The following is a 23135-nucleotide window of genomic DNA, read 5'->3' as shown; positions in this document are numbered from 1 at the left end:
GCCATGTATGATCGTGTAATGTGGCCTGACCATTTCGACCCGAAGATTTCGTCGATCTACGCGCTCAATGACATTGACGTGAAAGCCCCGCCTGAAGTGGTGTGGGAGCTGCTGGTCGACGCCGAGAACTGGTCGAGCTACTTTCCTCCTGAGGATCAGGTTAAGATCCTGACCGGTGAACCTAAACTGGCGCTCGGAACCAGATTCAGTCGGGTGACGGCTGGATTTCCGATGAGCCTTGTCGTGACGGAGTGCGAGCCCGGCCACAGGCTCGCGTGGAAAACGGTGGTCGACGGCGACGAGACCCGCTCTACCGCCTATCACGGTTGGTTCATCACTCCCACGGACACGGGTTGCCATGTGCTGACGGAAGAGACGCAGCAGGGCCCTTGGTTCCTCGACGTGCTCGGACGCAAGCACCCCGGTGGGCTCTACCGCTATCATCAGCAGTGGGTCGAAGACCTTGCTCGCGCTGCCGAGGCGGAAGCGGCGAGGACGGCACGCCAATTCCGCATCTGCATCTTCTTCGCTTGCGGCTGATTTTAGGGCCTCCGCCTTAGGAACATCCCCGCGATAAGAAGCGGTCACGTGCTTGCATGACACGCTCTCTATTGGCGAATGCCCGCTTCGCCAAGGCAGGCGCGCAAGTTGTGGATGTCACGGCTTTGGCACGAACTCGAGCAACGGCGCGTAGGGCGGCCCCACAAGCGGTGGATAGCGGCGGTAGGTGTTGTAGACCGCTCCGTCCTCCATCGCGAAGACGCTCCACCCTGCGCTCACCGACACGGCCGACTGGAGGTCCGGCGCACCGACGTCGTCGCGGTAGTCCTGCAGCCATTGCGGGGCCTCGCGGAGGGGAACAGCGCCAATACACCGATCGCGACACGGAGAGTCTAAGCGACGAAGACCGGCATGGCCGAGGCAATTATCTTGCTGATGGTATCTTGCTGATGGGAGTAGACGAGGAGAGAGGGACCGCCCTCTCTCCCCGCGTTCTTACGGACGAACGCTGATGACTGTCTTTCCCGTGCGTCGCTCGGTTGAGTTGAAGGTGGCGACGGCATCATCCATGCTCGAGACCTTGCCGATGTTCGTCCGCAGTCGTCCATCCCGGATCCGCTGAACTATCTCCGAAAGCTGGGCTCGATCAGCCTCGACGACGAAGTCAACCGTCAGGCCATCTGCAGGTCGAATATCCGTTGGTCCGACGACTGTCACAAGCGTTCCTCCGGCCCGGACCAGCGTTGCGGACCGTTTCTGAATATTGCCGCCGATGACATCGAACACCAGATCGACACCGCCGACCTCTTCCAGGGTGTCATTCCCGAGATCGATGAATTCATTTGCACCGAAGTCGAGCGCCTTCTGGCGGTCGGCGGCGCGTCCGGTGCCGATGACATAAGCTCCGGCCTCCCTTGCAAGCTGCGCCACCATCGAACCGACGGCACCGGCCGCGCCATGCACGAGAACGCTCTGCCCCGCCCGAAGGCGGCCGTGCTGGAACAGTCCCTGCCACGCGGTCAGGCCGGAGATCGGCAAGCTTGCGCCAACCGTGAAGTCGACGTCGCCGGGCAGCGGTGCGAGATTGCGTGCCTCCATGGCGACATACTCCGCGAGCGTGCCGTCGCGATGCCAGTCGGCGAGGCCGAACACCCGCTGACCGATCGAAAGCCCCGTGGTGCCGTAGCCGAGGGCCGTGACCACACCGGCCAGCTCATGGCCGAGGATCGACGGCGTCCGGTCATGGAAGGCCCGATCGGCCCAGGTCGAAGGCCACTCCAGTTCGGTGTTGACGAATCCCGCCGCATGAACTTGTACGACGACATCGTTTATTGCCGCCTGCGGTTCGGGCCGCTGCCCCAGCTTCATTCCGGCCGTTCCTGCAGCCTGGTCCGTCACTACGATCGCTTTCATGGGAATTGTCTCCTCAGTGATTTGTTGGTTCGGGGTAAATTGCTGGCGTGGAAGGTCTTTTCGATCTCTCACGCAGTTAGACTAGGTCCCCATAAAGGTATGTCATCACGCCGAGCCGCAGCACGCCCTCGTCGCCGGTCGAGTAATACCGCTACGTCAGCGCCGCCGACAGGATTCCAATGACGGTCTCATCGGTATCGGCGAGCCGCGAATCCATGCTAAGCCGCCGCCCTGTACGAAAGGACGACATCTGTGAGCGAACTGACCGTGGCCGAGGCGACCGAAAGTATCTATGCCTCGCTCCGGGCGGGCAATGCCGACATCGACGCAGGTATCGCGACGCTCAAGGCAGCGCTCACACGAGAGGGGATAAAACAGGCGGTGTTCGATCCGACCAAGTTGGCGCAGAACAATCGCTCGGGCCGCAAGTTGATCCAGGCTTATTTTCGGCAGCGCGGAGTGAGCGTGAGGTTTTCGGACCAATAAAACCGAGCGCAGGCGATCTCAGGCGCGCCGTTGGGAGTGATGGGCCGATCCGGCGATTTGCCAACTGTAGTCGTGACTGCGCCGCTTAGCAGACATGAGACCATGCGGCGCTGCACGCTCACAGATGGACCCTCGCAATCCTGAAGCCGGAGGAACCAGCAAGAGCGCCGAGCAGCAGAGGCGCTCGGCCGAAGCGTCTCTCCAGCTGCCGTGCTTCAAACTATTGCAAGACGTTCAAATTTGACCTTCCGCATTCATGCTCTGTCGAGCGTATCTCTTAGAGGCGCTTAAACCTTCTGCGCCGTAGGTTTTTGTCGGCTGAATCGCCGTCAGCGACGATGACGACGAAATAGGAGAACGCAAATGGCTCGCAATCACGTTGAACGTCTTAGAGAATTCAGGGAAATTCTGGTCGCGACTCGACGCGAAGGAGTCCGTAACGTGCACCATACTCGCGACGCAATGCGGGCAAGTGGCTTTCAAATTGGCGACAGCGACGGCTCCAGCTACGGAGTCGAGCTGAAGGTCCTCCAAGAGGAAATCGAGGCAGTCGATCGCGCCATCGAAGACGAGAAGCGGTTGGCCTTGACACTCGAGAGCGCGGCCCAATCCCGCCGGCCGATTAAGCCGAGAGTCGTGAAAGGAACATAGAATCAGGTACGAATCGCTCCTGGTCGTTCGAACCTGTCCAGCGTCTTCGCGCGCGCCGGCATGGCCCACACGCCACGTTTGGAAGGCGCGACGCCGCAGCGTATCAGGGTCTGCGCAAGACCAACTGCAGCGCCGACTCCATCCACCACGGGAATATCCTGCTTGCGCTGGAGCGGCGGATGCAAAATCAGCCATGCCCGCGCAACCCAGCGCAACCCCCTCCGCCCCCAGCCTGATGCCTTCGAGTATGAGCTCCGAAATTCGTTCGGACGCACCACTCTCGGATTTCTCCAGCTCGAGAACCGGGATGTCGGAAGAAAACACGCGGCGGCAGCGATGGGAGACTCGTACCGCCGGATGTTGTCTTCAATGAGCGGTGCGGAACGCGACAGAGTTGTCACCACACAGAAGCTGTGAGCGACAAGGCTGACGGCATGGAGCGAGGCCTCGCGGACGCGCCACGCGCAAGGCTGGGAGGCGTGGGTGGATTGGGACGGCTACGCGTTCCAGACCGCGCGGGCCGCACTCAGCAATAAACGGACAATGCCGCTCTTTCGAGCGAATCGATCCTGATAAGAGCGGTGGATCCTGACAAGAATGGCGGCGTTCGCCCGCTACCATTCTTGCTTTTCTTAGTGAATTACCTATTGTAGGTACTTCAAAAGGACGTACGGCGATGAAACAATTCACATTCTCGGACATGAACCGCGTGTCAGGCGAAATCCTCGAAACGGCATTGATTGAGCCGGTGGCCCTGACCAAGCGCGGCAAGGAAAAGCTCGTCATCCTGTCCGCTGCTCAGTACCACCAGCTCGTCGGCCAGCCGCATTCGGTCGCCTATACGCTCGAGGACGCGCCGGATGAAGTCCACAATGAACTCATGAATGGACTGGATGCAATAATTTCCGGCGACAAGCCCGATGCTTAAAGCCGGCGATCTGCTCCGATATTATTACCTATGGGCGCGGGAAGCAGACGCCGGCGAGGAATCCGGACGCAAGGCGAGGCCAGTTTGCGTCGTTGTCCGGACGCTAGCGACGCCCGCAGCCTTGTTTCTCTTTCCGCTGACGTCGCAAAAACCCGACCGGTCGCGCCCGCATCTTGCCATCAGCGAAATCGAATGCCGCCGCGGCGGCCTCGATTATCCGTCATGGCTGATCCTAGACGAATATAACCGGGTGCAGGTCGATGAAGCCTATGATCTGGTGGCGACGACGCCGATCGGCGCGTTCAGTCCCGCATTTGTCCGCAAGATTGCTGGCGCAATAAAAGAGACGGCGGCGCAGCGTCGATTGCGCGGCATCGTTCGCAAATAGCCGGACCGATTTTCTTGGCAGGCCTCGGGTCATTACCGCATCGAGCGGGCCAGGATCGGAGCGGGGGCGCCCCAGCGCGGGATGCGACCGGGTGCGAAGAGATCACAGTGCTGCGGCACGCCCTGGGCGGCGCGGACCGGAGGACTGCGCATGAGTCACGACCTTTCGGCATACGCTCGGGTTGCTCCACATCGCTCCAACACCCGCTGCTTCTGCTCGGCCTCGAACGAGGCCATGATCTGCGCTCCCTGGGCGCGTCGCCCCTGGAGGACGGCGAGCCCCGCTGGCCGAAAGCGCAAGATATGTGATGCGGCTGCACGGCTTGGCCGTCAGAAAACGTCATCACTACAGGCTGGGACAGTCTGGGCCAAAGACCACCTGTGCAACATGGTGCCGATCCGTGTATTGACGAGCAGGCGTATGCCCGCCGAGATCAGGCCAGTCCCGGCAAATCACGATATCATCTGGCTGGCTGGAATGATCTTTTCCATGAGCACGAACATCGTCAGTGCGGCGATTCATGAAGCCGCCGACGAAAAGAAGAATTTGAGACCCAGCAACAGCCGACGCAAACGATCCCGTGCCGGGCACTCATGCGGAATGCTCCGAGGACATCGTTGCGAAAGCCCCCTGCCTCTGGATGAACAGAAGGGGTGCCTGACACTGTGCGAGGCAAGCCCTTTTCAGCGGCGTAGCGAGAATCAAGATGGAGCCACCAAGGAAATTGCTGGCACTCGCCATCATGGGGTTAGCAGAGCAAAGCGTTCACGCGCCCCACTGACGCATAGAGCAACTCGGAGGCAGGCCGCTGCCTTCCGGCACATCCTTTTGCTCCGACCGACGAGCAACTCAGCCCAATGGCACTGACGCCATCGGTAATTCCAGTCGCGCCCTGCCCGGTCGACCTTTGAGGCATTTCGGGTTCGCCTCCCGATCGGCGGCCGGCATCGGCAAGAGAGATCGGCAATCAATATCGGCAATTATGCTGATTTATTTCTCGAATGCCTTACATTGCAGGCAATTGAGAACTATTGAGATCGGCAAATAATGCTTGAAACCCCTGCCCGCATCGAGCCACTGTTTTTTGGCGACGCGGTACCGACCGTCCTGGCAGATCTCGCGATCGAGTTGCAGAAGGCCGCCGATGACCTCGGCCGAGGCCTGCATCCGGAATCGGCTGCCGAACTAGTCTAGCCGATCTCGTGCGCGTCATGAATTCTTACTATTCGAACTTGACCAAGGCCACAACACCCGACCTCGAGATATCGAGAGTGCATTGGCCGGAGCCGAGATTGATCCTGAACGCCGACCTCTCGCCTTGGAGGCCAAGGCCCATATCGAAGTTCAGAGGATGATTGATGGTCTCGGTTTGCGTGGGGAACTGCCGAGCCCGACTTCGATCGATTTCATCCGGTGGGTTCATCGTGCCTTTTACGACGGGATGCCAGAGGAATTCCGGTTCATCGACAATCCTGACGGCACCAAGGCCGAGATCGTGCCCGGCGAGTTTCGGTTGTCCGCAGATCATGATGTCGTTGTCGGGCGCCATCAGCCGCCATCGTCTGACAGGATGGTGGTCTTTATGGAGTATTTCCAGAAACGGTTTGCGATGGCCGAAAGGCAGGCCAGCCTGCGAATCATCGCGATTGCGTCAGCTCATCATCGCCTCAATTGGCCCGTTTCCAGACGGCAACGGCCGCGTCAGTCGGCTGATGTCTCACGCCATGGCGCTCAAGGCCGGGATCGGCGGCAATGGCCTGTGGTCGATATCTCGTGGTCTCGCTCGTGGGCTGAAGGATCGGGGCGAATACAAGCGCATGATGGATCACGCCGACAGCCCAAGACAGGGCGACCGCGACGGCCGAGGAAATCTTTCGGAATCAGCACTCAAGGATTTCGTCGAATGGTTCCTGACAGTCGCGCTCGACCAGGTGCGGTTCTCGACCACGATGTTCGACCTCGGACGGCTCGAGGCTCGCTACCGCGCCCTGGTGAAGGATCTCGTCGACGACAAACGGGCAGCTGATCTGGTGGCGGCAGTATTGCGGCACGGTAGGCTGCCCCGTGGCGATGCTAACTTCGTGCTGAAGACATCCGAGCGCACGGCACGGAACACATTATCAGATCTCGTCGATCGCGGTTTCCTGAAGTCTGACACTCCGAAGACACCGGTGCGGATCGCTTTTCCTCTCGATTTCAGGGAACGGCTGTTTCCCAATCTCTTCACCGATGCCGAAGTCAATGTTCCCAAGCCGCCCTCACTGTCTTTCAGGTGAGTGGAATTGTAAGCAAGTTGGAGCATCGGGAGGGCCGCTTGCGGCGCCCCGATTATGTCGATGGATTGCGATTCTATCGACATGATTTGACGACATGTCGTTGTCGACGACATACCCCGCCCGACATGCTGACCCCGCCCGACATGCTGATCGCATGAGGATTGGCCGACCGTTTCGCCCCTCCCGCCCTTTCCTTCGCGCCAGGATGTGGAGACTAGGGCGGTGCTGAAGGCCTGCATCGCGGCGCGAGCAGCACTGGCGGAACTGTGCGTGTCCGGACAGCTCATTCCCAACCAGGCGGCCCTGATCAACTCGATGCCTCTGCTTGAAGCGCAGGCAAGCTCGGAAATCGAAAACATCGTCACCGCAGGCTGTTCGCTTCGCCAATGAGTCCGGCAACCAGGCCGATCCGGCAACGAAAGAGGCGCTGCGCTATCGCACCGCCCGGTTTCGATGTCCAAGGCGGTCGCCGTCTGCCGGACCATCACGGGCGTGGAAACGGATATTCGCACGGCGGGGCACGGCCCCCCTGATGAACGGGGCCACCGGCGCTGCCGCCGGGTCAGGCGCTCCTCGGCCAATCTCTCAGCAGAACTTCGGCCGCGCCGGAGACCGACGCAACAACTCTGTCGCGAAGACCATCTAGACCTGATGGCCTGGCCCGACTGTCATGCACTGTCAGGCCTTGGCCTTGCGCTTTGCTGGTGCTTTCTTTGGCGGGGTTTTGGCACCCGCCTTGCGGCCGAGACCGGCAGCTTTGGCAAGCGCAGACCGCTGAGCCGCATAGCTGGGCGCTACCATAGGATAGTCCCACGCCAAACCCCACTTGGCTCTGTACTCATCAGGTGTCATGCCAAGCAAGCCCAGGTGGCGCTTCATCGACTTGAACTTGCGCCCGTCCTCAAGGCTGATGATGTATTCGGGAAAGATCGACTTCTTGGGATTTACCGCGGGCGTAAGTATTGGCGAGGGTGCAGCGACCGGCATAGCCAGGCCAGACAACGCAGAATTAACGCTGGCGATCAAATTCGGCAGATCCGCCACCGGCGTTGCGTTGCTCTGGACATAGGCGGCGACGATATCTGCTGTCAGTCCTAAAAGATCAGCATTTCTCTGCCAAATTGCTTCGTCCATCAAAATCATTCCCTTGTTGATCTCTGGCGTTCCTATTTGGAAAACTCGGCTTGCGCAATTGCAAACAACGATTGTTTGACGCCAGATTACTCGAACGGCCGACTACGGTGCACTGACGCCTGCCAAGCAAGAAAGGAGATCGATCGGCCCGCTCTCGCCGATCGACCCAACTTCATCACGCACGGGCATCGTCGTGCGCTTCGAAGCGGGCGCAGTTCAACGCCGCGCAGACTTTCAAGTTTGTGAACATGGACATGGTCGCCTGCGACGGCCGGAGCTGCAAGGCGGCCGATCACGTCTCCGTACTTGCGCACCTTGGAGCCTGGCGCGAAATCGTGCAGCGCGAACTTGTCGCCTGTTTCGAGTGACGCATGGAGGTTGAGAACCAGCCCGGCCCGCGCGCAAAGCGTTCATGCCGAACTCGATAGCCATGTTGCAATGCAGCATGGCCGTTGAAGGAGGAATGTCAACCGTGCGGGAGGAACACGAATTGCGCTGTGCTGTTAGCGAACACGATGCCAATCTCCCGCTTCAGGAGCTCGTGCAGATGTCCGGCAGCACCGATGGCGAGTTACCCTCGCTTCGCCACGAACGCGATTGGCGGCTGGCTACGCCGACGATCCCGGACGGCGACTCACAGCATCAATCCAGCGCGCGCAGATAGCGGATGGGGCGCCCACCAGCGATCCGGTCGGCGGCTGTCGCTATGGAATTGGCGTCGATTCCGAAGTGGCGATAAAGATCACCGATTGTCCCCGACTGGCCAAAGTGCTCGACGCCGAGACTACGCGTGCGATGGCCGTAGACTGAGCCGAGCCAGCCAAGTGCCGCTGGGTGGCCGTCTGCGACGGTGACGATCGCACAATGAGCCGGAAGGTCGGCGAGCAGCCTTTCGACATGGCTTCTGGCATGAACAAGGCCGCGCTCACGTGCGCGGCTTGCCGCCGTCCAGCCTGCGTTCAAGCGATCGGCCGAAGTCACGGCCAGAAGACCGACGTCCCGACGGTCCTCGGCCATCATGCCGACCGCCTCGATGGCTTCCGGCGCGACGGCGCCTGTATAGGCGACGATCACCTCGGCATTCGGACCGGGACGCCGCAGCCAATAGCCGCCGTCGACAATGTCTTGCTCGAGCTCAGGCTCCATAGGACGAATGATCTGCTCGACCGGGCGCGTCGAGAGCCGTAGATAGACCGAGCCGCCGGTCTCGTCGCGCAGCCAGGTACGCTCCGACTGCACGGCGTCGCCGTCGCGCTGCATATAATCCAGCGCAAAGCGCATGATGACGCCCAACTCGTCGACGAATGCCGGCTCGTAGGCGGCAAGCCCGTCCTGCGCCATGCCGATCAACTGGGTGGCGATCGACTGATGCGCGCCACCCTCCGGCGCCAGTGTGACTCCGGATGGCGTGGCTACAAGGAGGAAGCGCGCATCCTGATAGCAGGCATAGTTGAGCGCATCGAGACCGCGCTGGATGAACGGATCGTAGAGCGTGCCGATCGGTAGCAGCCGCTTGCCGAAGATCGAATGAGACAGCCCGAGCGCCGACAGCAAGATGAATAGATTGTTCTCGGCGATACCGAGCTCGATGTGCTGGCCAGATGGGCCGAATTCCCATTTCTGCGCCGAGGCTATGCGTTCGCTACGGAACGTGTCGGCAAGCGAGCGACGCGCGAACAGGCCGCGCCGGTTGACCCAGGGGCCGAGATTGGTTGAAACGGTGACATCGGGCGACGTCGTGACGATCGCGTCGGCAAGCGGCCCGCCGGCCCGTGCAATCTCATCCAGGATCCTGCCGAAGCCGACCTGGGTGGAAACGCTGCCCTTGGCTTCCGGGCCGAGACGATCGGGGACGAGGATGCGCTGGGCGTGTCGGCGGCGTCGGCCTTTCGCGGCGAAAGGCACCGCATCGAGGAAGCGTCGGAGATCAACCTTGCCGATATCCAAACCTTCGAAGGGATCCCACTCCCGCCCCTCATCGATTGACATCGAAGCGCGAAAGGCTGCCATCTGATCCTTGGTCATCAGCCCGGCATGATTGTCTTTGTGGCCGGCCAGCGGCAGGCCGAAACCCTTGATTGTATAGGCGATGAAGCAGGTCGGCCGGTCGTTGTGACGCGCCGTCTCAAAAGCTTCGATCAAGCACTGCAGGTCGTGGCCACCGAGATTTGTCATCAGCGCGGCGAGTTCGGCATCGGACCGCCGGTCGAGAAGCGATTTCACGATCGGCTTTTCGCCGATATCGGCAAGCAGCCGCTTGCGCCAGGCGCCGCCGCCTTGAAAGGTCAGGGCCGAATAGAGCTGGTTCGGACAGGCATCGATCCAGGCCTTCAGCGCCTCGCCGCCCGGTTCGGCGAAGGCGGCCTCGAGCAGCGAACCATATTTCAGGATCACGACGTCCCAGCCGAAATTCCTGAAGATAATTTCGAAGCGTTCCCAAAGGCCCTCGCGCACAATTGCATCGAGGCTCTGGCGATTGTAGTCGACGACCCACCAGCAATTGCGCAAGCCATGTTTCCAGCCTTCCAGCAGCGCCTCGAAGATGTTGCCTTCGTCCATCTCGGCATCGCCGAGCAGCGCCACCATCCGGCCCTCGGGCACGCTTTCGTCGCGGGCTCTGAGATAGTCCTGCACCAAAGAGGCAAACAGCGTCTGCGCGACGCCGAGGCCTACGGAGCCGGTAGAGAAATCGACGTCATCGACATCCTTGGTCCGCGACGGGTAGCTTTGTGCGCCACCGAAGGCGCGAAATCCTTCGAGCTTCTCCCTCGTCTGATTGCCCAGAAGATACTGGATGGCGTGAAACACGGGCGAGGCGTGCGGCTTCACTGCAATGCGGTCGTCCGGCCTCAGCACGAAGAAATATAGCGCGGTCATGATCGTCGCCAGCGACGCCGAGGATGCCTGGTGTCCGCCAACCTTCAGCCCGTCGGCGTTCTCGCGCAGGTGATTGGCGTTATGGATCATCCATGTCGACAGCCAGAGCACCTTCTTCTCCAGCGCCGAAAGTGCCTCCAGTTTTTGTTTGTCCATGCCGCAAGACTCCCGGTTGCGATCGTCGCAATCATAGGGCTGAGCAAAAACCGATTGTCGCTAAACTTGCATGAAGTTGGCAGCTGCGTTAGCTGGTTTTGGCAATATCGACCAATGGAGTAACGTTTCATGCCAAAACGCCGACTGGACGATATCGACCGAAAGATCATTTCCGCGCTGCAGGTCGATGGCAGGATGACGGCGCAGCAGCTTGCTGAGCGAGTCGGCCTTTCGGCCTCGCCTTGCGCCCGCCGGGTCCGCCTGATGGAGGATATGGGTGTGATCACCGGCTATGCTGCCCTGATAGACCAGGACATGGTCGATCTGCCGATCGCGGTGTTTGCCTCGATCAAGCTTGAGCGCCAGCGCGAGAACGAGCTGAAGCGGGTCAATGCGGCAATCGCGCGCTGGCCGGAGGTCGTCGATTGCTATCTGATGACTGGCCAGCGCGACTATTTGTTGCGTGTGGTGGTGCGCGACCTGCACGCCTATGAGCGCTTCCTGAAGGAAAAGCTGACGCGGCTCGATGGCGTCTCCTCGATCGAGTCCAGCTTCGCGCTTGCGCAGATCAAGCGGTCGAACCGGCTGCCGGTCGAGACATGATTTTCTCCAAACGTTGGCAAGTCAATCGCTGAGGTTTGGCTGACAGGTAGGTGCTCCATCGCCGGTATGCACGAACTTGTCTGCCAGACAGCATGTTCGTTCGAGGCGCGACGCCCAAAACGCGGATGGCCCGCGGTCAGGCCAGCCGCTTGATTGGCGTTTCGGTCCAAAGCGCTGGGTCGGTCATGCGGTAGAATTGTCGCGTCGCGGCCAAGGCAGACGGGCCGACGTCGACCATCACGCCGATGATGGTCATGTCATCGCACTTGAATGAAGACCCAAGCTGCCTTGGGCACCAGCCGATCGATGCCAAGCGGTCGAACCAATACTCCTCACAGACAATCGTCAGATTGCTTATGCCTCTTTGAATGCAGAATTCCAGAATTCCGCAGTAGATCACGCCGGCGGCCTGGCAGGGCCGGCCGGGCTCGCGAAACTCCCGGGCCACGAAAAATCTCGTCCACTCATAGATATCGGCTCGGCGCGGAACGCCATCTTCAGCAAGTTGCGGAAAGATCTCGCTCATCAGATGCGGCCTGAGGCTCGGCACCAGGCGGGATCCGGCAACGACACCCCTTCCCGGCTGAATGCCGAGCAGATGAATCGCCTCTGGTGTATCAAACGGGTCGATCTCGCGACGGTCGGGCCGCCTCAGCTCATGCCAGCCACGTTCATCGACATAGATTTCATGTCGCAGGCGGAAGTAACTCTCGAGATCGCCTCGATAGGCAAAGCTGTTTGACGCGTCGACGACGTGGACCTGAATCATTGCGGTTCCTCGATATGGAACCTCATCCGACCACGCGACGATTGCCCATGAAATACCCAGATCTGAGGATGGATCAAAGTTCGATTTCGCGCCTGCGATAAGCCTCGACGATGGCGTGCACGACGTTGGCGGTGCTGAGCTTCTGCTTGACGTTGCGCAGATGGGTCGTCACGGTGTTTTCCGAAATACCAAGTATTCGGGAAACCTCCCATGCGGTCTTCCCGCCAGCGACCCACTGCAGGATTTCACGCTCCCGTTGGGAAAGCTTTTGTCTCGGCCGCCTGAGCGAGCTGCCAACGAGTCGTTCGGCAGCCGAGTAGGCATGGCGCGCGAGGGCATGAACGGTGCAGCGCACCGTCGGCGCCAAATCAATTTCGCGTCCGGCAACCGTTACACATGCCGGATCGCCAAATGACGCCTGGATTGGGATGCAGATCCCCTCACAAAGCCCAAACTCTTTTGCCTCATCCATCACCTTCCTGGCATTGCTGTTCGTCAGGCCGTAATGAACGTCCCTCCAAAGGAACGGCCCGATCGCACCACGGCACAAAGCAACGCAAGGGTCATGGCGATAATGTCCGGCAGCCATGTAGTGGTCGTACCATTCCCCCGGCCAACCGTTGACAAGGATGTGTCCATCCAGCGATCCGGTGTCCTGGCGTGGCAATTCGGTGACGAGACAGGCTGCGTAGCCGTGACGTTCGATGCTCTTGCGCAGTTGCCGAATGATTTCGGCGACGCTGCTTGCACGATCGATCAGCGCGGTTGCTTCAAAGATTTGCGTTAACTGGTGCTGTAAGACGCTCGCATGAACCGCCGACATTTCACGCCCCTTCAATGTACTGAGACAAAGAAAGAATAAATAAGTTAGGCCCGACCGCAACCTGCGGCATGACGTTTGACTACTATAGTAGGTGGCACTAAAGGGCGCGTTCTGACTGCCTCACCGCATGAGGCTGAGGTCGGTTTTTGCTCGCAATCTGAGGTTGCTTCGCCAAAGTACCGGCTTGTCGCAAGAACAGCTCGCGGACCTTGCCGGCCTTGATCGCAACTATGTCGGCAAGCTGGAGCGGGAGGAGAACTCACCGACCGTCGATACCTTGGAGGTGCTGGCGTTGGCATTGCAGGTTGACGTGGAGCAGCTCATTCGTCGCAACGCGCCATGATCCACCGGCCAGGAGGGCGAGGATCAGGATTTTCTGCTGCGTCGGGCGCGCGGCGTCGCGGCTGGGGCGTCTTTGCCTGGCCGTTTGGTCAATTCCTCGATGTCGACGCTTAATGCAGTGGCAAGCTTTGCAAGCGACAGAATTGTGGGATTGCGCCGGCCGGCCTCCAGACCACTCAGATAGGCGCGCGTGAACCCTGAACGGAACGACAGTTCCTCTTGAGAGAGGGCTTGTGCGCGCCGAATCCTCTGTACGTTCAAGCCGACAACCACCCGTAGGTCCATGAGGGCATGGTCGTCGTTGCGTACACTTTAGGACGACACACTATAGTGAACATTCGTCATTGACAGGCGCCACCATTGCTGCTTTTCTCACCATGTTGCGGAACGCTATTCCGAAATAAGGAACGCCAGTGACAGGAAATCTTTCGTTGGAACGTGGCCTTGCGGTTCTCAATGTCCTCAAGGAAGCGGACGAGGCGGTCGGGGTGCGCGAACTCGCCCGCCGCCTTGAGCAGAGTGCTCCCGCCGTGCAGCGAATTCTGAACACCCTGGCAGAGCAGGGCTATGTCGAGCAGTCGCCAGACTCGCGGCGCTATCGGCTGGGTCACTCCGTGCTGGCGCTGGCGCGGAAGGTCCTGGGCAGAGATCGCCTGGTCGGTCTGGCTGAAATCGAACTGCAGGCGCTGGCCGCCGAAGGTTGCTTCAACGCATTCCTCGGCATCAGGCGGGGCAATTGCGGTATTTATCTCCTGACCGTGCAAAGCAAGAGTCCGGTCGTCATTCGCTCGTCACCCGGTGAAACTTTCCCCCTGCACTCCACCGCATTGGGTAAGGCACTCCTGATGGAGCTGAGCGGCGAAGCAGTCGTTGGAATTCTCGGACAGGGTCCGCTGGAGCAGGTTGCGGTACGCACAGTCACGGACCCGCACAAGCTCGTGGCTCAGATCAGAGCCTCCGAATCTATCGGCTACACAACCTCCCTGGACGAGAACTTTACCGGACTGATCGCGGTCGGCGCGCCGCTTCGCGATGCATCAGGCACAATCACCGCGGCGATAAGTGTGGCCTACCCGCGGTCTGTGGGACCGCATGTCGAGATCGCCGAGGTCGGAGAGGCAATAACGGCGGCTGCGGCGCGCATCTCAGCCGGCCTCGGCTTTCCGGAAGCAAAACAGGCTCGGGATTCGCACCATGCTGCTTAACGAGGCCCGCCTGAAACAATGCATGACGGCAGCCGGGCTTGATGCCGTCATAGCCACGACGCCGGAAAACGTGACCTATATGAGCGGCTTCTGGGCGCTGCCGCAATGGATCCGTCGTGGCCCGCAGACCTATGTGGTGTGGCCGGCTCCTGACAAGGGCGCGCCTGAAATCATCGCCAGCACCAGCACGCTCGACCTCATTGCCGATCAGGAAGTCTGGGTAAGCAAGGTGCGGCCCTACGGCGACTTTTACGCCGATGTCGCTTCCTCGACCGCCGTGGACCGCGCCAATGAACAACACCTCCAGCTTCGCGACCTGCCGAGGCATGGCGATGCAATCGCGGCTTTGGTCGCGGCATTGGAAGAAGCCCAGCTCGGCCGCGGGCGGATCGGCATAGACGAGGCGGGGCTCGCGCCAGGATACCAGGAAACCCTGAGAGCTCATTTTCCCAACGCGTCGTTCCTACCAGCCACCGCGTTGCTTCGCGAGGTTCGTGCCGTAAAGACGGCAGATGAAATCGAACGGCTCGGCCAAGTTGCCCAGATTGCCGAGCGCTCCATTCAAGCAGCACTCGCCGTTGCTCGGGAAGGCGCCACCGAAGCTGACCTGGCGCGAGCTTTTCATGTCAGGACGGTCGAGGAAGGCGCCCTGCCCGTACTGGGATGCATCGGCTTTGGCGAGCGCAGCGCGCTCATGAACGTCCAGCCGTCTGACCGCAAGTTGCGCGCTGGAGAGATCATCCGCTTCGACGTCGGTGGCCGGTTTCGGCACTACCGCGCCGACATTGCCCGCATCGCCACGCTGGGCGAGCCGCCGCCGCAGGCGCATCGGCTTCAGCAGGCGCTGCTGCGCGGCGTTCAGCATGCCTGCGACATTATCCGACCCGGCCTGCCTGCTGCACAGCTCTTCGAGACGGTGGTGCGTGTGGTCCAGCGCGAAGGAATTGCCCACTACGAGCGCGATCACGTCGGCCATGGCATCGGCCTTGATGGTTATGATGCGCCGACGCTCTCGGCGCGCAGTACCGACGTCCTTGAAGAAGGAATGGTGCTGTGCGTGGAGACCCCCTACTACGAAATCGGCCGCTGGGGACTCCAGGTGGAGGACATGGTGGTCGTTCGCCAGGGCGGAGTGGAGAGGCTGACAGAGACGCACAACGCAATCACCCGGGTGCCGCTATGAGCCGCGCGGCAGGTTTTTCCTGTATTCGATGCGGCGCCTTGTTCCGGATCGATACCAAAATCGACTCACGCGGCTGCCCGATATGCTGCGGCGAAGCGCCAGCCAATCTTCGGGTCGTCTACGATCCATCCGGAGCGACATCGGCCGCTTCCGCAGCGGGTGCCGCGCTCCCCTCGCTTTGGCGGTATGCCGATATGCTTCCTTGTGGGCTCAGCGATGCAATCTCCCTGGGCGAGGGTCTGACGCCGCTGTTGAGCGCCGAGAGGCTGGGAAAGCAGCTCGGCGTCCCCAAGCTTCTTATCAAGGACGAGGGCGCAAACCCTACGTGGTCCCACAAGGACCGCTTCTCGACCGTGGCGGTGTCGATGGCACGTTTGAGTGGCGCTCGCGTCGTGGCGACTGCTTCGTCCGGCAACGCCGGGGCCTCACTTGCCGCCTATGCTGCACGGGCGGGCTTGAAATGCGTCGTTGTCACATTCTCAGGCACTGCCGGCGCAATGTTGGCGCAGATCCGCAAATACGGCGCCAGTGTCGTATCCCTGGCCGACAAGTCCCATCGCTGGCCATTGCTTGCCGCTGGTACCGAGCGCCTCGGATGGTTTGCGACGTCGCCGTTTCACAGCCCCGTGGTGGGCAGTCATCCTGTCGGGATCGAGGGCTACAAGACCCTGGCTTACGAGATCGTCGAACAGATGCACGGAGCCGTGCCGGACTGGTGCGCCTTGCCTGTTTGCTATGGCGACGCGCTTGCCGGGCTCTGGGCAGGATTCAAGGATCTGCTCAGCCAAGGCAGGACCGATCGGTTGCCGAGACTCGTGGCGGCGGAAGTGCACGGATCCTTGGCCAAAGCGCTTGCCGGCAAGGCCGATCTGGTCGCCGAGGTTCCCGCGGGCTTCGACACGCTTGCCATCTCGATCGGCACCACACGAAGCACGTTTCAGGCGCTCAACGCGCTGCGTGAATCTGGCGGCATGGCAATGCCGGTCGGCAACTTCGGCCTGATAGCCATCCAGCAGCAGCTTGCGGCCACCGAGGGAGTGTTTGCCGAGCTTGCCTCGGTGACGCCATTTGCAGCAATTGAATCCTTGAGACGGGAGGGCACGATCGCGCGGTCGGACAGTGTCGTTGCCATCGTGACAGCAAGCGGCCTGAAGGATTTGGATCGTTCGACCGGCCCCGACCAAGCACAACAATCGTTTCGGTCAGTTGCCGAAGCGTGGGAATACATTGGCGAGGACAGTGACTATTACACGCCCTCTCATCAACAATGCGACCAAGATGTCGTGAAGAGAAGATAGAGACGATCATGAACAGATGCGACTTCTGATCGACTGATGATCTCGTCCACAACTGGACGGTATTGCGACTTCCAAAAGCTATCCACGAGAGGCAAATTCAACTCGCTTAGCGAGCGGAACCTCGATTCAAACATGATGAAAGGGGAATTTTCATGCTTCGCAAAACACTCATCGGCTGGCTCGCAGCCCTCAGTGTCGCAATGGCAACTCAGACGATGGCTGAGGAAACGCTCAGAGTCGGGGTCACGCCAACGGGAGTGCCGTTCACGTTTGTCGACACCGCAACGCGAAAGCCGACTGGCGCGATGGTCGATCTGGCAAGTGCGATTGCCGCGAACCTTGGTACGACCGCTGACTTCCAGGTAAACGCTTTTCCAGCCCTGATCCCGGCATTGACGACCGACAAGATCAATCTGATTTCCGCCAGCATGTTCATAACGGACAAGCGAAAGCAGGTAATCGATTTCAGCACGCCGGTTTACGCCTATGGCGAGGCGATGTTTGTTGCTGCCGGCGACAGCAAGAACTACACGATCGAAGAGCTGAGAGGTGCGACCGTCGGGGCGCAGATCGGCTCGACCTACGCTGACGCTCTGGAAGCGCTTGGCGTCTTCGGTCAAGTCAAGCTCTACGACTCAATCGCTGACATGATGCGTGATGTGGTTCTGGGCCGCATCAAGGCCGGCTTTGGTGACGCCCCGATCGTCGCATACCAGCTTTCAAAGAACCCCGACCTGGGTGTTCGCCTTGTCGACAGCTATCGGCCGATGAAAAAAGGCGAAGTCGCGTTAGCGGTTGCCAAGGAAAATCCACTGCTTCTCGAAAAGGTGAATGCCTCCATCGCCAAGCTGAAGGAAAGCGGCGAATTAAGCCGAATATTTGCCAAATATGGCCTTTGAAGCCATCCCGCACTGACCTCGACACAAGCGCCGGCTGGCAGGACCAAAGGATCGCATCGGAATGACCGGCTTTGACGGCCGGGGTACGTGCCAGAGGAAGCCGGCCATGACCAAATTCATCGCGCATGCAACGGAATATCTACCACTTCTTCTTCAAGGCGTTTGGCTGACCGTCATGATAACCCTTCTTGCGCTGTGCCTTGCGACGGCGCTCGGTCTTGTCTGGGCGCTGTTCAGGACATCGGGGATACGCTGTCTCGCCGTGCCGACGAGGCTCCTTGTCGACTTCGTGCGCGGCATACCACTGCTGGTGGTTCTCTTTTATATCTACTTTGTCGCGCCCGAGATCGGCATCAACCTGACTGCGCTCCAGGCCGGTACGATCGGGCTGGGCCTGGCTCACTCCTGCTATCTCGGGGAAACTTTCCGGGCTGGCATCGAGGCGGTCGATAAGGGTCAGGTCGAAGCGGCAAAATCGATCGGGATGAAGCGTCCGTTGATGATGCGCCGCGTCGTGCTGCCGCAGGCAGTCAAGATCATCCTGCCGCCTTACGCCAACAACATGATCATGCTGCTAAAGGACTCCTCGCTTGTGTCGGTGATTTCGGTTCAGGAGCTCACCATGCAGGGCAAGATGCTTGCGTCGTCCACATTCGACAACATGACAGTTTTTACCTTGGTGGCACTGCTTTACCTGTGCCTGACGGTTCCGCTGAACCTGTTTATGCGTAGAGTCGAAAGCTATCTTGGGGCGGCGGGATGATCACCTTTGACAACGTGCACAAGTCCTTCGGTGCGCACGAAGTCCTCAAGGGGATCAACGCCGAGATCGCCAAAGGACAGGTCGTATGTCTGATTGGGCCCTCGGGTTCCGGCAAATCGACGCTTCTACGATGTGTGAACGGGCTTGAGACCTATCAGCGCGGTCGTATCAGCATCGACGGCACCGTGGTCGATGCCGCCTCGCCCCAAGTTCACGCCATCTGCACCCGCGTTTCCATGGTTTTCCAACGTTTCAACCTGTTTCCGCACCGCACAGCCCTGGAAAATGTCATGGAAGGGCCGCTCTACGTGCTGAAGGAAAATAGGAACCAGGTCCGGGAACGGGCCACGGCATTGCTCAATCGCGTCGGCTTGGCCGACAAGACGAATGCCTATCCCGCGTCATTGTCGGGCGGTCAACAGCAGCGCGTGGCCATCGCCCGTGCACTGGCAATGCGCCCACAGGCCATTCTTTTCGACGAGCCCACCTCCGCACTTGACCCGGAAACGGTCGGTGAGGTCCTGCAGGTCATGCGCGCGCTCGCAGACGAGAACATGACCATGCTCGTGGTTACGCACGAAATTCAGTTCGCCCGCGAGGTTTCCGATAGCGTGCTCTTTCTCGACGGCGGCCGGATCGTTGAGCAAGGTCCGGCCAAGGAGCTGCTTCGACATCCGAAACACGAACGCACTAGGGATTTTCTTCACCGGGTCATGCACCCTGTGTGACTGCTGGCCGATGTTGGTTGTCGCCTAGCCTGATTTCGGACCTGTCACTGCGTAGGGGACAGGCCGTCCGCCCCCGCGAGGACGGCGTTTAAAGTTCTGCGGTTCCAAGGGAATCTCGTCCATGCCGTCTCTTCGGCCGCACGAATTTGCGTGAGAACAGCTGGTTCAAGAGGAATGGAGATTGGCCAATCCTTCAAACCGGCGAGCCAGTCGGGGTTGTAGACTGTATCGGAATGACGATGCCCTTCATCTGGCATTATGACGACGGTGGAGGCTTCCGGATTTTGCCTGGCGAACCAGGCGCCGACCAAGGCTGCGGCGCCGCTGGTCGGCCCCATGAAGAGCCCGTGATCGCGAAACAGCCCATGCGCCATTGCGTAAGCCGGCAATGCGCCCACCCAATGAATATCGTCGATCATCTCATGACGAACATTGTCCGGCAAAACGCTGTTGCCGAGCCCGCGCAGCATGCGACGTCCGACAGGCTGGCCAAAGAGCATGCTTCTGTGGGTATCGACAGCAATCATCCTGAGATCAGGAAAGAGCTCACGAAGGAAGCCTCCGGTTCCACAAAGCGATCCTCCAGTGCCCACGCAACCAACGAGGCAATCGATGCGGCCGAATGATCGAACAACGAGGTCCGCCAGGCGCGCATAGGCAAGGCGGTTTTCCGGACTGTCATACTGTCGTGGCCAATACGTGTCCGGGTGATCTTGCAAGGTCTTCTGAAGGTACTCGAGCCGACCACGCTGATTGCCGTCTCCCTGAGGATCATCGACGGCCATCACTTTGGCTCCAAGCTGTTCCAGCCGCCGCCTAAGTTTCAGGTCGATGAGGCTGGAAGCCGTGACAAGCGTAAGCGCATAGCCACGAGCCGCAGCCAGCATGGCGATGGCGAGGCCGAATGTGCCCGACGTCGTTTCGATGATGTGACCTTCCTGCCTGAGGCGCCCTGACGCTTCCGCCTGATCGACCATGAACCGGGCGGGGATCAGCTTCATGAGGGAAAAGCAGGCAGCGTTGAGGTTAGGTGCGAGTTGGGCAAAACGCGGCGTCTCGTAGGCGCGTAAATAGTCTTGCGCCGTGGTCACTGGATTAGCCTCGTCTCGGCATTAAGGGCAAACGTATGAACGCCTTGGAGGCCTGCGCCGCTCACCTGCCTTGCGAGCTCAGCAGCGCGCATGGCCGCCCTGGGCGCAGTCGCATCCAGAAGGATGCCGATCAATGTTCCGCTGTGGGCCACCTGCACACCGCACGCGCCATGCGCCCGCGCTATATCCAAAACGGTGTTGAAGGATGCCTTCGGCAGGTGCTTCTGACTGATACTGGCGCTGATGGTTGCGACACGTCCAAGCAGGCGGGGATCTTGTTGCCGGATGGCGCGGTTCGCCAGTCCCCGCAGAACACGGAACAGCCCGATTTCCTCACCATCGTAGCGTGCCCGTGGCATGCTCAGTGTATCGATCGGTCGGGCACTGCCGTCCCTGAAACCCACCAAGAGAAGGGGCGGGAACTCGCCACCGAAGTGTTCGATCGTACGGCCTTCCCGGTGGGCGAAGAGGATAGGTTGGTTGCCATAAGCAATGGCGTCGCTTGCGCTTTCCGCGGCAACGGCCAGTCGCGCAACCGTTGACTGGCGCAGCGTGACACCCGCCGAAGCCGCGACCGCGCGGATCGACGCAATGACGTCTGCCGTGGAGGAACCGTAGCCGTGCCCTACCGGGATAGAACTTTCGATCGTCAATTCTCCCCCTCTTCCAGCTAACCCGACATGCTCGAGCGTGAGGGCCGCCGCGCGAGCCGCCTTGGTCCGGTTTGCGGGTCGCGACCGAATGCCGTCTTGTTGATCCGGCCAGAAGGTCGCTAGCGACTCTTGCGACGTCAGCGGAAGCGTGACGAGTCCGCGACAAAGCCGTCCGTTTTCCGCTTCAAAGACGCCTTGGAGGAATTCCCCGTGATGGGCGTGTGCCCGACCGACTCCTACCACCAGGGGCCATGCGACAGTCTCGTTGTTGATCTTCCTCGAATGTGTCTGCTGACCGGATCTCAGTGTGCTTGTCTGTGTCACCGCATCATCTCCTCACCAGGGCATTGGACGATGATGCGTGCGACTGACCCGTGCTGTCACTCGCCAAATCTTGGTAGTGCCAGACAAGATTGCCCGACCAATTCGGGCCTCCTATAGCCCGTTGGCACCCCGACAACCTTGCCTTACCGATCTTCGTCGCGTTCCTGCTGGATCGGTATTCGTACTGACAGCCATCCGCCGTCATGGTCGGACAATCAACCCGGTTTCAGAGTCCGTCGTGCGTGGGCGAATGCTCTGTTTATTATGATGGACCAAGTCAGCATCGGCGGGATCTGTTCCGGGCCAATCTCACTCAGGCGTCGGCGCTTTTAAACGCCCCCTTGCCTGCGCGTCTTGCGCGGCTGGGCCCGCATGTCCTTGCAAAACTGGAACTATACTCCATAATTGCAAGGATGATTGAACGTCGCATCAGCACTGAACTCACCGAGATGCTGGACAGCATGCCCGCTGTGGCACTGCTCGGGCCGCGTCAGGTCGGCAAGACAACCCTAGCGCTGGAACTAGCCGAACGGCGTCCATCGATCTACCTCGACCTCGAGTCGGACGCCGACCGCGCACGGCTTGCCGAGCCGGAGCTTTATTTGGCCGAGCATCAGGACAAGCTGGTTATCCTGGACGAGGTCCACCGGTTACCGAACCTGTTCCAGAACCTGCGCGGGCTGATCGACCGCGGTCGGCGTAGCGGTCGCAAAGCCGGCCGCTTCCTGCTCTTAGGTTCGGCGTCGATCGATCTCCTGAAGCAGTCAGGCGAGACCCTTGCCGGCCGCATTGCCTATCTCGAAATGCATCCCATCGACGGTCTGGAGGTCGGCGCCGCCGACCTTGGGCCGCTATGGGTACGCGGCGGCTTCCCCGACAGCTTTCTGGCCGCCAGTGACCGCGCCAGCCAGCGGTGGCGGCTGGATTTCATCCGCACCTATTTGGAACGCGACATCCCCCTCCTCGGTCCGCGCGTCCCAGCCGAGACGCTGCGCCGCTTCTGGACCATGCTGGCGCACCACCAAGCTGGCCTGCTCAACGCTGCCGAGTTCGCCCGCGCGCTCGGCGTCGACGGCAAGACAGTCGCGTCGTATCTCGACCTACTCGTCGATCTCCTGATGGTTCGCCGGCTGGAACCCTGGCATGCCAATGTCGGCAAGCGCTTGGTTAAATCCCCGCGCGTCTATGTCCGCGACAGCGGCATCACCCATGCGCTGCTTGGTCTCGCCACGCAGGAAGACGTGCTTGGGCATCCAGTGGCCGGCGCCTCTTGGGAAGGGTTTGTGATCGAAACCCTCACCGCCGCCGCCCCCGCCGGCACGCTGAGCAATTTCTATCGAACAGCCGCGGGCGCGGAGATCGATCTGCTGCTCACGTTGCCGGGCCAACGCCTCTGGGCCATCGAAGTGAAGCGTAGCCTGGCGCCGAAGGTGGAAAAGGGTTTTTATCAGGCCTGCGAGGACCTTGCTCCGGTGCGGCGCATCGTGGTCTTCCCCGGCTCGGAGCACTTTCCACTCCAGCATGGCGTCGAAGCGATGCCCCTACAGGACCTAGGCCGGGCCCTGCTTGGCGAAGCATGATACCATAGCTGTGGCATTCATCGCGTCAGCAGCAGAGCATCGCTTCGCGAAATTCCCTAAGGGC

27 protein-coding genes are annotated in these 23135 nt (G+C 60.3%); 17 read left to right on the top strand and 10 right to left on the bottom strand.

Annotated elements, in window-relative coordinates:
• The first annotated feature begins 3 nt into the window (after positions 1-3).
• The gene (locus NKJ17_RS20710) at positions 4-540 is read left to right on the top strand and encodes an SRPBCC domain-containing protein (RefSeq protein ID WP_352507604.1); all 537 of its coding nucleotides are present in this window, start codon (positions 4-6) and stop codon (positions 538-540) included.
• A gap of 456 nt (positions 541-996) precedes the next feature.
• Here the strand turns inward: NKJ17_RS20710 and NKJ17_RS20705 are convergent, their stop codons facing one another.
• A complete protein-coding gene (locus tag NKJ17_RS20705) occupies positions 997-1914 on the bottom strand; it encodes an NADP-dependent oxidoreductase (RefSeq protein ID WP_352689896.1) in 918 nt (305 codons plus the stop codon).
• Positions 1915-2166: 252 nt separating this feature from the next.
• Here NKJ17_RS20705 and NKJ17_RS20700 point away from each other — a divergent pair, with 252 nt between their 5' ends.
• The 5 genes from NKJ17_RS20700 to NKJ17_RS20675 all read left to right on the top strand — a co-directional run bounded on the left by NKJ17_RS20700 (position 2167) and on the right by NKJ17_RS20675 (position 5561).
• Positions 2167-2400, top strand: a complete 234-nt coding sequence (locus NKJ17_RS20700) for a hypothetical protein (protein WP_352689851.1) — start codon at positions 2167-2169, stop codon at positions 2398-2400.
• Positions 2401-2763: 363 nt separating this feature from the next.
• On the top strand, positions 2764-3051 hold the full coding sequence (locus tag NKJ17_RS20695; RefSeq protein WP_254818635.1) for a hypothetical protein: 288 nt from the start codon (positions 2764-2766) through the stop codon (positions 3049-3051).
• Positions 3052-3727: 676 nt separating this feature from the next.
• Entirely contained in the window at positions 3728-3979 is a 252-nt protein-coding gene (locus tag NKJ17_RS20690) for a type II toxin-antitoxin system Phd/YefM family antitoxin (RefSeq protein ID WP_352507601.1), read from the top strand.
• Complete coding sequence (locus NKJ17_RS20685; RefSeq protein WP_352507600.1) at positions 3972-4367, top strand: hypothetical protein; 396 nt, start codon at positions 3972-3974, stop codon at positions 4365-4367. Before NKJ17_RS20690 ends, NKJ17_RS20685 begins: the two co-directional genes overlap by 8 nt.
• Before the next feature lie 1047 nt (positions 4368-5414).
• Positions 5415-5561, top strand: coding sequence for a hypothetical protein (locus NKJ17_RS20675; RefSeq protein WP_352507599.1), 147 nt, complete (start codon positions 5415-5417; stop codon positions 5559-5561).
• A gap of 28 nt (positions 5562-5589) precedes the next feature.
• Here NKJ17_RS20675 and NKJ17_RS20670 read toward each other — a convergent pair whose 3' ends face one another.
• Positions 5590-5916 (bottom strand): hypothetical protein, encoded by a 327-nt coding sequence (locus tag NKJ17_RS20670; protein ID WP_352689849.1) that lies wholly within the window; start codon positions 5914-5916, stop codon positions 5590-5592.
• A 97-nt stretch (positions 5917-6013) separates the two neighbouring features.
• Here NKJ17_RS20670 and NKJ17_RS20665 point away from each other — a divergent pair, with 97 nt between their 5' ends.
• Positions 6014-6643 carry a Fic family protein gene (locus tag NKJ17_RS20665; protein WP_352507596.1) on the top strand — a complete coding sequence of 210 codons (630 nt, stop codon included), beginning with the start codon at positions 6014-6016 and terminating at the stop codon, positions 6641-6643.
• Between the two features lie 222 nt (positions 6644-6865).
• Positions 6866-7033 carry a Fic/DOC family N-terminal domain-containing protein gene (locus NKJ17_RS20660; protein ID WP_352507595.1) on the top strand — a complete coding sequence of 56 codons (168 nt, stop codon included), beginning with the start codon at positions 6866-6868 and terminating at the stop codon, positions 7031-7033.
• 288 nt (positions 7034-7321) lie between these two features.
• Here the strand turns inward: NKJ17_RS20660 and NKJ17_RS20655 are convergent, their stop codons facing one another.
• From NKJ17_RS20655 to NKJ17_RS20650, 3 genes are all read right to left on the bottom strand, one after another.
• Positions 7322-7777, bottom strand: a complete 456-nt coding sequence (locus NKJ17_RS20655; RefSeq protein WP_352689848.1) for a Ros/MucR family transcriptional regulator — start codon at positions 7775-7777, stop codon at positions 7322-7324.
• An 86-nt stretch (positions 7778-7863) separates the two neighbouring features.
• Positions 7864-8166, bottom strand: coding sequence for a hypothetical protein (locus NKJ17_RS34080; RefSeq protein WP_502904028.1), 303 nt, complete (start codon positions 8164-8166; stop codon positions 7864-7866).
• Between the two features lie 253 nt (positions 8167-8419).
• Positions 8420-10810: a thiamine pyrophosphate-binding protein gene (locus NKJ17_RS20650; RefSeq protein WP_352689847.1), complete on the bottom strand. Its 2391-nt coding sequence runs from the start codon at positions 10808-10810 to the stop codon at positions 8420-8422.
• 129 nt (positions 10811-10939) lie between these two features.
• On the opposite strand from NKJ17_RS20650, the gene NKJ17_RS20645 reads away from it, so the two are divergent.
• Positions 10940-11413: an Lrp/AsnC family transcriptional regulator gene (locus tag NKJ17_RS20645; protein ID WP_352689846.1), complete on the top strand. Its 474-nt coding sequence runs from the start codon at positions 10940-10942 to the stop codon at positions 11411-11413.
• A gap of 136 nt (positions 11414-11549) precedes the next feature.
• On the opposite strand, the gene NKJ17_RS20640 is transcribed toward NKJ17_RS20645, so the two are convergent.
• Both NKJ17_RS20640 and NKJ17_RS20635 read right to left on the bottom strand, forming a co-directional pair.
• Positions 11550-12182, bottom strand: a complete 633-nt coding sequence (locus tag NKJ17_RS20640; protein ID WP_352689845.1) for an acyl-homoserine-lactone synthase — start codon at positions 12180-12182, stop codon at positions 11550-11552.
• A 73-nt stretch (positions 12183-12255) separates the two neighbouring features.
• On the bottom strand, positions 12256-13005 hold the full coding sequence (locus NKJ17_RS20635) for an autoinducer binding domain-containing protein (RefSeq protein WP_352689844.1): 750 nt from the start codon (positions 13003-13005) through the stop codon (positions 12256-12258).
• A 127-nt stretch (positions 13006-13132) separates the two neighbouring features.
• On the opposite strand from NKJ17_RS20635, the gene NKJ17_RS20630 reads away from it, so the two are divergent.
• Positions 13133-13348: a helix-turn-helix domain-containing protein gene (locus tag NKJ17_RS20630; RefSeq protein ID WP_352689843.1), complete on the top strand. Its 216-nt coding sequence runs from the start codon at positions 13133-13135 to the stop codon at positions 13346-13348.
• Between the two features lie 23 nt (positions 13349-13371).
• On the opposite strand, the gene NKJ17_RS20625 is transcribed toward NKJ17_RS20630, so the two are convergent.
• A complete protein-coding gene (locus NKJ17_RS20625) occupies positions 13372-13632 on the bottom strand; it encodes a helix-turn-helix domain-containing protein (protein ID WP_352689842.1) in 261 nt (86 codons plus the stop codon).
• A 128-nt stretch (positions 13633-13760) separates the two neighbouring features.
• Here NKJ17_RS20625 and NKJ17_RS20620 point away from each other — a divergent pair, with 128 nt between their 5' ends.
• From NKJ17_RS20620 to NKJ17_RS20595, 6 genes are all read left to right on the top strand, one after another.
• Positions 13761-14552 carry an IclR family transcriptional regulator gene (locus NKJ17_RS20620; RefSeq protein ID WP_352689841.1) on the top strand — a complete coding sequence of 264 codons (792 nt, stop codon included), beginning with the start codon at positions 13761-13763 and terminating at the stop codon, positions 14550-14552.
• Positions 14542-15735 (top strand): M24 family metallopeptidase, encoded by a 1194-nt coding sequence (locus tag NKJ17_RS20615; RefSeq protein WP_352689840.1) that lies wholly within the window; start codon positions 14542-14544, stop codon positions 15733-15735. The genes NKJ17_RS20620 and NKJ17_RS20615 overlap by 11 nt, the downstream gene beginning before the upstream one ends.
• Positions 15732-17033: a threonine synthase gene (locus NKJ17_RS20610; RefSeq protein ID WP_352689839.1), complete on the top strand. Its 1302-nt coding sequence runs from the start codon at positions 15732-15734 to the stop codon at positions 17031-17033. Before NKJ17_RS20615 ends, NKJ17_RS20610 begins: the two co-directional genes overlap by 4 nt.
• Positions 17034-17185: 152 nt before the next feature.
• Positions 17186-17932, top strand: a complete 747-nt coding sequence (locus NKJ17_RS20605) for a substrate-binding periplasmic protein (RefSeq protein ID WP_352689838.1) — start codon at positions 17186-17188, stop codon at positions 17930-17932.
• Positions 17933-18038: 106 nt separating this feature from the next.
• Positions 18039-18695, top strand: coding sequence for an amino acid ABC transporter permease (locus tag NKJ17_RS20600; protein ID WP_352689837.1), 657 nt, complete (start codon positions 18039-18041; stop codon positions 18693-18695).
• Entirely contained in the window at positions 18692-19423 is a 732-nt protein-coding gene (locus NKJ17_RS20595) for an amino acid ABC transporter ATP-binding protein (RefSeq protein ID WP_254818620.1), read from the top strand. Before NKJ17_RS20600 ends, NKJ17_RS20595 begins: the two co-directional genes overlap by 4 nt.
• A gap of 44 nt (positions 19424-19467) precedes the next feature.
• Here the strand turns inward: NKJ17_RS20595 and NKJ17_RS20590 are convergent, their stop codons facing one another.
• Together NKJ17_RS20590 and NKJ17_RS20585 are read right to left on the bottom strand one after the other, a co-directional pair.
• The gene (locus tag NKJ17_RS20590; protein WP_352689836.1) at positions 19468-20514 is read right to left on the bottom strand and encodes a cysteine synthase family protein; all 1047 of its coding nucleotides are present in this window, start codon (positions 20512-20514) and stop codon (positions 19468-19470) included.
• Positions 20511-21167 (bottom strand): GHMP family kinase ATP-binding protein, encoded by a 657-nt coding sequence (locus NKJ17_RS20585; protein ID WP_352689835.1) that lies wholly within the window; start codon positions 21165-21167, stop codon positions 20511-20513. Before NKJ17_RS20585 ends, NKJ17_RS20590 begins: the two co-directional genes overlap by 4 nt.
• A 737-nt stretch (positions 21168-21904) precedes the next feature.
• Here NKJ17_RS20585 and NKJ17_RS20580 point away from each other — a divergent pair.
• Positions 21905-23071 (top strand): ATP-binding protein, encoded by a 1167-nt coding sequence (locus NKJ17_RS20580; protein ID WP_352689895.1) that lies wholly within the window; start codon positions 21905-21907, stop codon positions 23069-23071.
• Positions 23072-23135 lie beyond the last annotated feature (64 nt).

This window comes from Mesorhizobium sp. M0208 (assembly GCF_040322015.1).
Classification (GTDB): domain Bacteria; phylum Pseudomonadota; class Alphaproteobacteria; order Rhizobiales; family Rhizobiaceae; genus Mesorhizobium.
This window is presented reverse-complemented; position numbering and strand designations above follow the sequence as displayed.